The 12,045-nt window shown below is 66.3% G+C and carries 12 protein-coding genes; 6 read left to right on the forward strand and 6 right to left on the reverse strand.

Features of this window, described 5'->3' with window-relative positions:
- Positions 1-67: 67 nt before the first annotated feature.
- The gene (locus tag G6R19_RS06365; protein ID WP_163163430.1) at positions 68-736 is read left to right on the forward strand and encodes a cyclodeaminase/cyclohydrolase family protein; all 669 of its coding nucleotides are present in this window, start codon (positions 68-70) and stop codon (positions 734-736) included.
- Positions 737-761: 25 nt separating this feature from the next.
- Here G6R19_RS06365 and G6R19_RS06370 read toward each other — a convergent pair whose 3' ends face one another.
- From G6R19_RS06370 to G6R19_RS06380, 3 genes are read right to left on the reverse strand one after another with little or no spacing between them, the layout of a single operon-like run.
- Positions 762-1,538, reverse strand: coding sequence for an MBL fold metallo-hydrolase (locus G6R19_RS06370; protein WP_240341783.1), 777 nt, complete (start codon positions 1,536-1,538; stop codon positions 762-764).
- A 47-nt stretch (positions 1,539-1,585) separates the two neighbouring features.
- Complete coding sequence (locus tag G6R19_RS06375; protein ID WP_163163434.1) at positions 1,586-2,287, reverse strand: SCO1664 family protein; 702 nt, start codon at positions 2,285-2,287, stop codon at positions 1,586-1,588.
- Positions 2,288-2,332: 45 nt separating this feature from the next.
- Complete coding sequence (locus tag G6R19_RS06380) at positions 2,333-3,004, reverse strand: MSMEG_4193 family putative phosphomutase (RefSeq protein ID WP_163163436.1); 672 nt, start codon at positions 3,002-3,004, stop codon at positions 2,333-2,335.
- A 91-nt stretch (positions 3,005-3,095) separates the two neighbouring features.
- Between G6R19_RS06380 and G6R19_RS06385 the strand changes: the two genes are divergently transcribed.
- Entirely contained in the window at positions 3,096-4,484 is a 1,389-nt protein-coding gene (locus G6R19_RS06385) for a sigma 54-interacting transcriptional regulator (protein WP_163163438.1), read from the forward strand.
- A 62-nt stretch (positions 4,485-4,546) separates the two neighbouring features.
- Positions 4,547-6,553, forward strand: coding sequence for a VWA domain-containing protein (locus G6R19_RS06390; RefSeq protein WP_163163440.1), 2,007 nt, complete (start codon positions 4,547-4,549; stop codon positions 6,551-6,553).
- A gap of 33 nt (positions 6,554-6,586) precedes the next feature.
- Here the strand turns inward: G6R19_RS06390 and map are convergent, their stop codons facing one another.
- The 3 genes from map to G6R19_RS06405 form a co-directional block, all read right to left on the reverse strand.
- Complete coding sequence (gene map, locus G6R19_RS06395; RefSeq protein WP_163163442.1) at positions 6,587-7,369, reverse strand: type I methionyl aminopeptidase; 783 nt, start codon at positions 7,367-7,369, stop codon at positions 6,587-6,589.
- A gap of 69 nt (positions 7,370-7,438) precedes the next feature.
- Positions 7,439-8,722 (reverse strand): MFS transporter, encoded by a 1,284-nt coding sequence (locus G6R19_RS06400; RefSeq protein ID WP_163164129.1) that lies wholly within the window; start codon positions 8,720-8,722, stop codon positions 7,439-7,441.
- Between the two features lie 159 nt (positions 8,723-8,881).
- Positions 8,882-9,556 (reverse strand): DUF6766 family protein, encoded by a 675-nt coding sequence (locus tag G6R19_RS06405; RefSeq protein WP_163163444.1) that lies wholly within the window; start codon positions 9,554-9,556, stop codon positions 8,882-8,884.
- Positions 9,557-10,212: 656 nt separating this feature from the next.
- Here G6R19_RS06405 and G6R19_RS06410 point away from each other — a divergent pair.
- From G6R19_RS06410 to G6R19_RS06420, 3 genes are all read left to right on the forward strand, one after another.
- Positions 10,213-11,157: a 5'-3' exonuclease gene (locus G6R19_RS06410; RefSeq protein WP_163163446.1), complete on the forward strand. Its 945-nt coding sequence runs from the start codon at positions 10,213-10,215 to the stop codon at positions 11,155-11,157.
- Between the two features lie 151 nt (positions 11,158-11,308).
- Positions 11,309-11,494, forward strand: coding sequence for a hypothetical protein (locus tag G6R19_RS06415; RefSeq protein ID WP_163163448.1), 186 nt, complete (start codon positions 11,309-11,311; stop codon positions 11,492-11,494).
- Positions 11,495-11,611: 117 nt separating this feature from the next.
- Entirely contained in the window at positions 11,612-12,037 is a 426-nt protein-coding gene (locus G6R19_RS06420; RefSeq protein WP_163164130.1) for a ChaB family protein, read from the forward strand.
- Positions 12,038-12,045 lie beyond the last annotated feature (8 nt).

Genomic DNA, 12,045 nt, shown 5'->3' on the forward strand with positions numbered 1-12,045 from the left:
TTCTTGCTGGTTCGCCAGCCCCTTGCCGTGTGCCCATCGTCCGCCTACCAAGGGCACAATAGGTGCCATGGCAAATTCTGAAGCGGTGACAACCCAGGGCTCGACAGTTGAGGAATGGACGCAGGCGTTGGCAGAGTCCAAGGGTTCGCCGGGCGGAGGGGCAGGGACGGGGGTAATGCTTGCCATCGCCGCGTCCCTGGTGTCGATGGTGGCGGGCTACACCAAGCCAAGCGACGGCAGGGCCGGGAAGCTCGCCGACCTCCACGCGCGTGCCCGATCGCTCCGTGAGACCGCGCTTCGACTGGCCGACGACGACGCTGCCGCCTCCGAAGCGTTCGGCGCCGCGTTCCGCCTGGAACCTGGGCCGGAGCGTGATGACGCCATCCACGGCGCGTCGGTTAACGCCGCGAAGGCTTCGGCCCTGCTGGGCGAACGGGCGGTGGAAGCCATCGAAGATCTTGGCTGGCTCGCCTCCCATGGAAACCCAGCGCTGATCGCCGATGTGGTTGTCGCTTTCGGCGCCCTCCGGGCAGCGGTGGCGGGGGCGCGCACGAACGTCAGTTTTGACCTCGCAACGCTGCGGTCCGCTGGCGCCTCGCTTGAGCAGATCCGCGAAGAACATCCAGATCTCTGGGCGACTGTCCAGCAGCTGAACACGGCACTGGACCGGATCGACGAGCTGACAGCCGGGGTGGATCACCGCGCCGCCCCAACTGACACTGACGCCCTGGAGTAGCTCCGGCACGCAGAGTCAGCGAGGACTAACCGGTTTCGCCCCGGCGAAGCGCCGCCAGGGCTTCGGCCAAAGGCATGCGCAACGCCGGGCCGTGGCCGGGAAGCACCACCGAGGCGTGGACGCCGTCCAAACGTCGGGTGGCTTCCAGGGCGGCGTCCGGGTCCGAGTGGTACATGCGATGGAGCATCTGCGGCCCTGTCTTTCGGGTCAGCGGATGGCTTGAGGCAAAGGAATCTCCGACCGCGATTGCTCCTGCCGTTGGAAGGAGGATCGCGGCGTTGCCGGGCGTGTGCCCCGGTATCAGGATGGCTTCCGGACGGCCAGGCAGGCTGCGCAGCGTCGCAGCGTCCCACGCGCGGGCCCGCGTTGCCGGCCTTGCAGTAAGCGCTCCGGCTTTGACGACGTGGAGCATCCACCGGAAAACCCGGGGGCGCCACGCACGGACGAGGACCTGCCCAAACGTGACCTGGTGCTTCTCCCTGCCCTGGACGTGGGCCAACTCTTCCGGTGAGCAAAAGATGGGGGTGCCGTACGTGCCGGAGAAGTGGGCAGCAGCACCGGTGTGGTCGACGTGGCCGTGCGTGATGAGCACGGCCCGGGCATCGGCCGGCTGCAGTCCCAGATGCCTGATCGATTCCAACACCAGGGGGCAATCGGCGGGGTAGCCGCTGTCGATGAGCATAAAACCCGACAGGTCGCGGACCACGATCCAGTTCGAGGCTGGTCCCTCGACGAGGAAGACGCCAGGCGCCTGCTCGGAAACGCGGGAGGAAGGATGCCAGCCGGAGGTTGTGGAGCGCACTGGCCCATCGTAGCGGCCGCTCCCGTTCATAGGGCTGCGTCCGTCACCTATACAAGGGGCCAGGGGTGACGCATTCCGGTGGGGTCGAGCGGCAGCACGCAATCCCGCAGCACACGCTGCACCCGTCGCTGCAGGGCTGCCACTTCGGCGTCGTCCAGAAGCTGCGCGACGCCGGGCGGGACGCGTTCCACGAGCGGGCTGATGTCCTGCAGCAACGAGGCAGGAATGGGTTCGCCCGCAAAATCCCAGATGACGGTGCGCAGCTTGAAGCCGGCGGAGAAACACAGCCCATGGTCGATGCCCCATACCCGCCCGTCACGTCCGCGCAAAACGTGTCCGCTTTTGCGGTCCGTGTTGTTGCTGATGAAATCGAACAGGGCGATACGGAAAAGGGCGTCGTGGGTTTCCGGCGATTCCGCGTACAGGGTGAAGTAGTGGTCCCGGTAGTCGCAGGACACGAACCATTGCAGCGACCCGATTCCCAGGGGAGAGTCGTCCCGGATCACTGTTGGCGGCACGAGCCCCCACTGCAGGTAATCGCTCAGCAGGTACGCAGCGCGCTCGCGCCGGTACAGCCCGGGCTCGAAGTCGGACAACGGCCGTTCGCCGGCCTCCGGCTTGTAGACAGCATGGGCGGAGTCGTCCCCGGAGGAAACCCGCACAAGGAACGTGGCGTTGCTGCTCCTCGGGATGCGTGCCAGCAGTTCCACCCGGCCCTCGGTGAGCAGCGTCAGTTCCCGCCCCGGCACCGGCTGTTCCTGTTCATCGCCTGTCCCAGCTAGGCGCGCCGCGTTTCACTGCGCCCTCAGCCCGCTCAGGGGCTCGGACGTCGAATTCACCATAACCACCGCAGGCGCCTGGCCATCGACATGGGAGATGACGGACACCGAGCCGGGGCTGATCACGATGCGCTGGAAAAGGTCAAGGGGGGTGCCCAGGGCGTCGGCAACGGCGGCCTTGATCGGGTCTGCGTGGGAGAAACATACGACGGCGCCTCCGGGGTGGGCGGTGCGAAGCACCTCGAGTGCCCCGACCATCCGCGCCTGCATCTCGGTGAAGCTTTCCCCGTTGGGGAAGCGGAACGTTGATGGACTCTGCTGGACGGCCTGCCACTGGGGCAAAGCGGCCAGTTCTGCGAGCGCGGCCCCTGTCCAGTCGCCGAAGTCGCATTCGAGCAGCCCGGGCTCTTCGGTCACCGCCAATGCGGAGCGCATTGCGGCGGGCTCGGCAGTTTCCCGGGCGCGCTCCAAGGGCGAGGTATAGATTGCGTCCACCGCAAGACCCTCGAGGCGTTCGGCTACGCGTTCGGCTTGCTCCCGGCCCCGCTCGGACAGGTACAGCCCCGGCGCCCGTCCCGGCAGGACCTTTCCGGTGGTCGGCGTCTCCCCATGGCGCACCAGGAGGAGGAGGGTGCGTTCCGGTCCCGCTGGCGGTGGCGGTGGCGTTGTCGGCGTTGCTGCGATCATCGGTATTAGGGTATGCCCGGAAACGGATGCGGAACGGGATGTTTGCAGAAATCCCTCGATTCACAGCACAGGAGGGGACTACCGTGGAGTGGTGACTGATCGACCCGATATCTTCACCGTTGGCGAAATGCGTGCGGCCGGGCACGTCCAAAAGGACCTGCGCCACGAGATCCGCGACAACCTGCTCGCCGCGCTCGCCGCCGGCCGCGATCCGTGGCCCGGGCTGTACGGCTTCAGCAGGACCGTCCTTCCCCAGCTCGAGCGCGCCTTGATAGCAGGCCACGACGTGGTGCTCCTCGGCGAACGGGGGCAGGGCAAAACCCGGCTCCTCCGCACACTGGCCGGGCTGCTGGACGAATGGTCACCGGTGATCGAGGACTCGGAACTCAACGAACATCCGTACGAGCCAATCACGGAGCACTCCCGCGCCCGCGCCCTCACCGAAGGCGACCGGATGCGCGTGGCATGGCGCCACCGGTCCGAACGGTATGTGGAGAAGCTCGCCACGCCGGACACCTCCGTTGCCGACCTCATCGGCGACGTCGATCCGATGCGGGTGGCCGAGGGCCGCCGCCTGGGGGACCCGGAAACCATCCACTATGGCCTGGTCCCGCGCTCCAACCGCGGCATAATCGCCATCAACGAACTGCCGGACCTTGCCGAGCGGATCCAGGTGTCAATGCTGAACGTGATGGAGGAGCGCGACATCCAGATCCGCGGCTACGTGCTGCGGCTGCCGCTGGACGTGCTCGTCGTCGCATCGGCCAACCCGGAGGATTACACCAACCGCGGCAGGATCATCACTCCGCTGAAGGACCGGTTCGGCGCCGAGATCCGGACCCACTACCCGATAGAGCTGGCCGACGAGGTAGCGGTGATCCGGCAGGAGGGGCAGCTGGTGGCCGATGTCCCGCCCGTCATCCTTGAGATCCTGGCCCGTTACACCCGCGCGCTCCGGCAGTCACCGGCGATCAACCAGACCTCCGGGGTGTCTGCACGGTTCGCCATCGCCGGTGCGGAAACAGTGGCCGCAGCAGCGCTTCGCCGGGCCAGTGTCCGCGGGGAGGAGGAAGCCGTGGCCCGGATCGTGGACCTTGGCACGGCGGTGGACGTCCTCACGGGCAAGATCGAATTCGAGTCGGGGGAAGAAGGCCGCGAGCAGGCGGTCCTGGACCACCTCCTGCGCACCGCCACCGCCGAGGCAGTGCGGGCGCACTATCAAGGCATCGACCTGGGTCCGCTTGTCGCTGCGCTCGACGGCCACAGGACCGTGACCACCGGGGAGCATGTCACGGCGCAGGAATTCCTGCAGAACCTGCCGTCCCTCAACGGATCGGGCCTGTACGACGAAATCAGCGGCCGGCTCGGCGCAACCAACGAAGGGCAGCGCGCCGCCGCCATTGAACTCGCGCTGGAAGGCCTCTACCTCGCCCGGCGGATTTCGAAGGAGTCCGGCGACGAGGAAACCATCTACGGCTAGCAGGAGAACGGCAGCAGCAGGCCGAAGGCAGCAGGGCGGCCAGGACAGGAACCGGAGGCATCATGGGCATCCACAACCACTCCGCCAGGTACGGCCGGTACACCGGCGGGCCGGACCCGCTCGCGCCGCCGGTTGACCTGGCGGAGGCACTGGACGCCGTCGCCGAGGACGTCATGGCCGGCTACTCGCCCCGGCACGCCCTGCAGGAGTTCCTGCGGCGCGGCGGCCGGAACCGGGAAGGCCTCGATGATCTAGCGCGGCGTGTCCAGCAGCGCCGCAGTGAACTCCTGGGCCGGCACCGGCTGGACGGCACCCTCAACGAGGTCCAGAAGCTGCTTGAGACGGCCGTGCTGGAGGAACGCAAGCAGCTTGCCCGGGACGCCATGATGGACAACACCGATCGGGCCTTCCGGGAGATGCAGCTGCAGAACCTGCCGAAGTCCACGGCGGCAGCCGTCAACGAACTCGCCTCTTATGACTGGCAGTCCAGTACCGCCCGGGAGGCCTACGAGCAGATCAAGGACCTGCTGGGCCGTGAGGTCCTCGACCAGCGGTTCGCCGGGATGAAGCAGGCACTCGAGAACGCCACGGATGAGGACCGGGCGGCGGTGAACAGCATGCTGCGGGACCTCAACGGGCTGCTGGACAAACACCGGCGCGGCGAAGACACCGAGGCGGACTTCCAGGACTTCATGGCCAGGCATGGTGGGTTCTTTCCGGAGAATCCCCAGTCGGTGGAGGAGCTGATTGATGCCCTCGCCAAGCGCGCGGCCGCGGCGCAGCGGCTCCTGCAGTCCATGTCACCCGAGCAGCGCGAGGAGCTCATGCGGCTCTCGGCCCAGGCTTTCGGCTCGCCGGACCTGATGGCCCAGCTTGATCAGCTCGACTCCAGCCTGCGGGCCCTGCGCCCCGGCGAGGACTGGTCCGGGTCCGAACGCTTTGACGGCCAGGAGGGCCTGGGCCTGGGTGACGGCACCGGCGTGCTCCAGGACATCGCCGAGCTCGACGGGCTGGCCGAACAGCTGTCCCAGTCCTACAACGGATCAAACCTCGGTGACCTGGATCTGGATGCCCTCGCCCGCCAGCTTGGCCAGAATGCCGCCGTGACCGCCCGCACCCTCGCCGAGGTAGAGCGGGCCATGCAGGACGGCGGCTACCTGCGGCGGGGAGCCGACGGCGACCTGCGGCTGTCTCCGCAGGCCATGCGGAGGCTGGGCAAGTCCCTGTTGCGGGATACCGCCAAACAGCTGTCAGGCCGGCAGGGGCGGCGGGACACGCGGGTGGCCGGCGCCGCCGGGGAGCAGACCGGTTCCAGCCGCCAGTGGGAGTTCGGGGACGCGGAGCCCTGGGACGTCACGCGCACCCTGACCAACGCGATCAGCCGTACCGCGGCCGACGGCGGGAACCCCACCCGGGGGCTGCACCTTACCGCGGCAGACATCGAAATCAGCGAAACGGAGGCCCGCACCCAGGCCGCCGTCGTCCTGCTCGTTGATGTGTCGTTCTCGATGGCCGCCGAGGGGCGGTGGGTGCCCATGAAGCGGACCGCCCTGGCCCTGCACCACCTCGTCTCCACGCGGTTCCGCGGGGACCGGCTGGAGCTGATCACGTTCGGCCGCTACGCGCAGGCGATGGACATTGGCGAGCTGACGGCGATGCCGGTCCGTCGGGAACAGGGAACCAACCTGCACCACGGACTGCTGCTCGCCGGGCGGTTCTTCCGCCGGCACCCGTCCATGCAGCCTGTCCTCCTTGTGGTGACCGATGGCGAACCCACCGCGCATCTGCTGCCGGAGGGCGAGCCCTGGTTCTGCTGGCCTTCGGACCCGGAAACCATCCGCGTCACGGTGGCAGAGCTCGATCGCCTGGGGCGTGCCGGGGTGCAGGCCACATTTTTCCGGCTCGGCGATGACCCAAGCCTTGAGCGGTTCGTCCAGCGCATGGTGCGGCGGGTCGGCGGCAGGGTTGTCGCGCCCGACGTCGGGGGCCTCGGGGCCGCCGTCGTGGGGGAGTACCTGCGCGCGCACTTCAGGGGGCGTGCCTTCGGCGACGCCGACTGGGCGTCCTGAATATCCTGATCGGGGATGCTGTTCAACGACTGTTCAGGAAAGAGCCTGCCCCGGCAACGTGAGGATTTCCGCACCGTCGTCGGTGATGGCGATCGTGTGCTCACTGTGGGCCGTCCGGCACCCTGTTGCGCTCCGGAGCGTCCAGCCGTCGGGATCGGTGATGAGTTCGGCGGTGTCCGCCATGACCCAAGGCTCCAATGCCAGCAGCAGCCCGGGCCGCAGCGTATATCCACGGCCTGGACGTCCGGTGTTTGGCACGTGCGGGTCCTGGTGCATTGTTGATCCGATCCCATGGCCGCCGAACTGGGTGTTGACCGGGTAGCCCGCCTCGCTGAGGACGGAGCCGATGGCGTGGGAGATGTCACCGATGCGGGCTCCGGGGCCTGCGGCGGCTATACCTGCATACAGCGCGCGTTCGGTCGCATCGATCATCGCCACGCTCTCCAGGGGCTTCGAGCCGCCAATGATGAAGCTGATGGCTGAGTCTGCAGCTACTCCGCCTTGGGAGACGGCGAGGTCGAGCGTCAGCAGGTCGCCGTCCGCCAGCGTGTAATCGTGCGGCAGTCCGTGGAGCACGGCGTCGTTGACGGCGGTGCAGATGTAGTGGCCGAATGGCCCGCGCCCGAAGGACGGCTCGTAGTCCACGTAGCAGGACTGCGCTCCAGCCCCGACGATCATGGCCTTTGCCCACCGGTCGATGTCCAGGAGGTTGGTGCCCACCGCGCTGCGGGCCTTCAGCGTCTGCAGTATGTGGGCGACCAAGGCACCGGCCTCCTTTGCCCGGCCCAGCTCGGCGGAGTTCAGGATCTCAATCATGCGGCACCTTTCCCACGCGCTAATAGCTGTCCCGCCATTATCCTTAATCCGGAGTTGCTCCGCGGAGTCTCAGGGGTGCGTCTCCTCGGCCGGCCCCTTATCCGGTTGCTCCGTTGACGCATTGGCTTCGTCCGCTGCGGCGCCCTGCCGCCGGCTGGCAACGAGGAACGGAACCGCAAGGCTTTGGAAGATTCCGGCCAGGGCCAGCGACATGGGATAGCCGTACAGGTCGGCGCTCCTGCCGAGCACCGGCTGCACCACAACTCCGCCGCTGGATCCCATCAGCGAATCAAAGCTCAGCACGGTGGCCCGCTGCTTGGACGGAATCATGTCATTCACATACGCCTGCCGTACGGGCATGGCGGCGGAATCGATCACTGCCCACAGCGTCAACAGCACCAGGGCAACCCAGAAAACGCGGGCAAACCCGAGCACCAGGAGAATCACAGCACTGATGCTGCCACTCAGGATCAACACGGAGGTGCGTTTGCGGAAGAGGCGCCGGACATAGGGCGCGAGCCAGCCGCCCACCACCTCCGCGCCGGCCACAATGGCCGCTGCAAGGCCCGCAACAGAATAGGCGCGGGGATCGCCAAAAAGCTCCAGCAGGTACGGCTGCAGGGCATAAAAGACATAGATTCCGACGCCGGCACTGAAGGGGGCGGCCAGCATCACGTACCGTACGGGCGGGATTTTCAGGCCGTTCTCGATTGAGGCGGACAGCACGGCCCGCGTTGCGCGCAGTGGGTGCGTCGAGCGCTCCGGGGTGAACCCGACATCGTGCATCAGTCCAAAGGCGACCGCGAACATAGCCAGCAGCACGCCCACCCGCACCAGGAAGGGCACACCGAGGTCCGTTGCCTGGGCGATCACGCCACCGGCCACCGAACCGGCGAGCATCGCCACGCCCGAGACCATCTGCCCGCGCCCGAACACCGCCTCCAGCCCTCCTTCATAGCCGGAGTAACGCAGCGCATCAACAAGCCAGGCCTCAACCGCACCGGAGAAGAAGGTGAAGCCCAAGCCAAGCAACACGGACACGACTGCCCACCAGGCGAACGGGGCGGAGAACTGCCACAGCAGGTAGTAGAGGTACGTGGACCCGGCAAGGGTCACGGTGCCAAGCAGGAACGACGCCCGGCGGCCCCAGCTGTCCGCGACCACGCCGGTGGGAACCTCGAAAATTACCATTCCGACCGTGAAGAAGGCGTTGGCGGCGAAGGCCTCGAAATTGCTGAGGCCCGCGTCCAGCAGGAACAGCGTGTTGACGCCCCAAATGAACGAAGCCGCAAGCGTATTGCCCAGCGTCAACGTCAGGTAGATGCGCTGGATCCTTCGGGCTGCGGCGTTCATCGGTTCGCTGGCCCGGCCCCTCCGTGCAAGGAACACGAGGCCATTCTCACCCCGTGCAGGCTCCCGGTGCCAGAGCCCCCAACAAACCGATCCACGGCAGTGGCCGGAGAGGCCTGGAACAGCTCAGCGCATCGGCCAGCTTTGCTGCCGACCGTCGCCTCAGCCCGTGGTGCCAGTATCGTCGTGTGCGGATCCGACGGGTTTGGATTCCGGTGACCCGCGCTGGCGGAGGTAGATCGACAGGACAACCATGGACCCCACGGCCAGGAACTCCGACTGCCAGTTTTGCAGGGTCCGGTTCCAGAAGTCTGGAGAAGCGACGTACTCGAGCCACGGGATGGGATCCTGGAAGTTCCGCAGCTGCTCTTCGTTATAGGCCGCGTGTCCGGTCAGCGACTGGACGAGCCAGGACATGACGAAGATCAGTCCCATGGTGGCCGCGAGCGAGTTTGAGAATACCGTCAGGCGCCAGCCGCGGACTCTTGCCCAGGCAGGGGATTTAGCGTTGGCATGCTCGCCGACCAGTTGTTCTTCATCGGATTCAACCCCCTCCTTGCCCAACTCCTTGGACTCCGGCGACCCCTTTTGGACCAGCCAGATCGTGGCCACGATGTAGAGCAGGAACTGAAGGTACTCTGACTGCCAGTTCTCCGATACGTCCACCGCGAAGCTTGAAGAGGTCAGGTATTGCGCGAAGCTGATCTCGTCCAGCCCGGCGGCGAGTTGCTCGTCATTGAAGACAGCCTGCCCCGTGATGGCCTGCCCCACGACCGCGAGCAGGAAAATTGCTCCGAAGAAGAGACTCAGTCCATTGTTTTTCAACCCGTTTTTCACATCAGGATCCTTATCCGCGGACCACCCCGACGAACGCCATGTACGCCAGCCCGCCGAAGATGAGGATCAGGTAGAGAAGGAAGGACCACCGCATTCTTACTTGCCTCCTACTTCGCATAAGTATGGGGAATCTCCCCGGGGGCTGCATCCCGCCGCTGTGACTCGCCAAGCCGAGCCGGAGGAGGCCATAAAAACCACATCGCCATCGAATTCCACCAGAGCCTCCCGCCCGTATGCTTCGGTCTTCAGAAGCGTCCCTGCTGTGGGTAGCTGCAAGGATTCCAGGCCGGATTCGCAGGTGCCGCCGTTCGGCTCTGCGACCTGCTGGCGCGTATCGGGCTGCAGCAATCCACATGCTGTGGACCAGTCAGAGGACCTTACGGCCTCGTGGAAGTCCTGTGCCGTTGACGACGCACCCGTAGCATCCGGAGCGCAACCGGTAACGGCGGCCATAACAAGCAAGCAGGCGACGGCTGGCAGCGGCCTGCGGAGCCCTTCGACACTGAACCTGGACGGAGCCCTTGCCTTCACGTACCCTCCTTCGGACGTCACTGCTGTGATGAACTTACTGCAGAATCGAAGGATGGGAACAGCACCCGCCCAGCGGCAGGACGCACAACTCCCACGAGGAGTCCGTTCCGTGTCAGGATCAAGGTATGCCTGACCGCCTGATGCTGCTGGACACTGCCTCGCTGTACTTCCGCGCCTTTTACGGCCTGCCCGATTCCATCCGCCGCGCGGACGGGACGCCGGTCAATGCCGTCAGGGGTCTGCTGGACATGATCGCCAGGCTGACCACGGACTACGGGGCCACCCATCTCATCGCGTGCTGGGATGACGACTGGCGGCCTCAATGGCGTGTGGACCTCCTCCCCACCTACAAGTCGCACCGCGTCGCGGAGGCGATGGCGGATGCCCCTGACGTGGAGGTCGTGCCGGACGCCCTCGAGGCGCAGCTTCCCATGATCCGCCGGGCGCTTGGCCTGGCGGGAATCGCCATTGTCGGTGCCGCTGACCACGAGGCCGACGACGTTGTGGGCACCTACGCCAGCCATGCCGACCTCCCTGTCGACGTCGTCACCGGGGACCGCGATCTCTTCCAGGTCTGCGATGACGCCCGCCAGGTCAGGGTGATCTACACCGCGCGCGGCATGAAAAACCTCGATGTCATGACCGAAGCGGCGGTGGTGGGCAAGTACCGGGTGCTGCCCCAGCAGTACGCGGATTACGCCACCCTTCGCGGCGACGCGTCGGACGGCCTGCCCGGTGTGGCCGGGATCGGGGAAAAGACAGCAGCGTCCCTGCTCCTGAAGTACGGCACCCTGGAAAACCTCCTTGAGGCAGCGGCGGACCCGGACAGCGGCCTGTCGTCACCTGTCCGGGCCAAGCTGGAAGCCGCCGCCGATTACCTGGTGGCCGCTCCCGCCGTCGTACGGCTTGTGCGGGACCTCGACCTGCCCTCCCTCGAGGAAGCCGGCGCGCGGCTCCGCCCCGTCACCGGCGGGGCGCGCGCCGAACTCGAAAGCGTCGCCACCGAATGGAACCTTGGCGGGTCCGTCAGGCGGCTTCTCGACGCGCTGGACCGTCCCCGGGCAGGCTGACACCTGGCGGGCAGCCCCCTTGGTCCGGAAGCAGCGGCGAAACTGCCTATTTCTTGAGCAAAAGTGACATGGTGGGCTGCCTTCGCTGCCGATAGGGTGGCTGCAGTGGTTCAAGCAGCCGGACCTCTCAATTGGGGGATTGGAGTTGCTCATGGCCGATGGCCCGGACAAGCGCGGCAGAACCAAAAGGGACCGGAAGAAAAGCGGTCCGGACGACGCAGGCGAGGCAGAGGATGCCGAACAACAGGCGGACGCCCCCGCTGCCGCCCCCGAGGTGGAACCCCGCAGCCCACGCCTCTACGGCTACGACCCTGACTCTTGGCCCGAGCAGCGATAGTGCTGTCTTCCAGACGGAGGTTCCCGGCCGGCACCGGCAGCAGACAAGCAAACCAGGGCATGGCTAAGCTTGGTGTGTCCGGACGTTCAGCCTGCTGACGAAAGCGCGGTGAGTGCAATGCCGAAGACGGGAAAGAACGACCACGCCCGCAAGGACGAGCTTCCTTCGACCCTTCAGCGCTCGGACCAGAAAGCGCAGGACACGTTTGCCAAAACCTACGATTCCGCCATGGCGTCGTATGACAATGACGAAAGCCGCGCCGCCCGGGCCGCCTACGCATCACTGAAGCACAGTTACGAAAAGGTGGGGGACCACTGGGAGCCGAAAGAGAAACGCGGGCCCTCAGACAAACGGGCCGAAAAGGGAGCCGGGGCAGCCGAACCCACGGCCGGCGGCGTGGACGCCAACGCCTCCAAAAAACACCTGCTGGAGCGCGCCCGGGAACTGGATATCCCCGGCCGCTCGACAATGGATAAGGACGAACTCGTCAAGGCGCTGCAAAAGGCTAACGAAGCCGCCACCCGCAAGGCACGCGAAAAGTAAAACAACCA

Origin of the sequence: Arthrobacter sp. Alg241-R88, assembly GCF_900537115.1 — a bacterium.
Classification (GTDB): Bacteria; Actinomycetota; Actinomycetes; order Actinomycetales; family Micrococcaceae; genus Arthrobacter.

Excerpts from the sequence above, each read along its gene's own strand:
- G6R19_RS06380 (WP_163163436.1), bottom strand. The coding sequence starts at position 3,004 with ATGATCGCAGCAACGCCGACAACGCCACCGCCACCGCCAGCGGGACCG.
- G6R19_RS06415 (WP_163163448.1), top strand. The coding sequence starts at position 11,309 with ATGGCCGATGGCCCGGACAAGCGCGGCAGAACCAAAAGGGACCGGAAG.
- G6R19_RS06390 (WP_163163440.1), top strand. The coding sequence starts at position 4,547 with ATGGGCATCCACAACCACTCCGCCAGGTACGGCCGGTACACCGGCGGG.
- map (WP_163163442.1), bottom strand. The coding sequence starts at position 7,369 with ATGATTGAGATCCTGAACTCCGCCGAGCTGGGCCGGGCAAAGGAGGCC.
- G6R19_RS06365 (WP_163163430.1), top strand. The coding sequence starts at position 68 with ATGGCAAATTCTGAAGCGGTGACAACCCAGGGCTCGACAGTTGAGGAA.
- G6R19_RS06410 (WP_163163446.1), top strand. The coding sequence starts at position 10,213 with ATGCCTGACCGCCTGATGCTGCTGGACACTGCCTCGCTGTACTTCCGC.
- G6R19_RS06420 (WP_163164130.1), top strand. The coding sequence starts at position 11,612 with ATGCCGAAGACGGGAAAGAACGACCACGCCCGCAAGGACGAGCTTCCT.
- G6R19_RS06400 (WP_163164129.1), bottom strand. The coding sequence starts at position 8,722 with ATGAACGCCGCAGCCCGAAGGATCCAGCGCATCTACCTGACGTTGACG.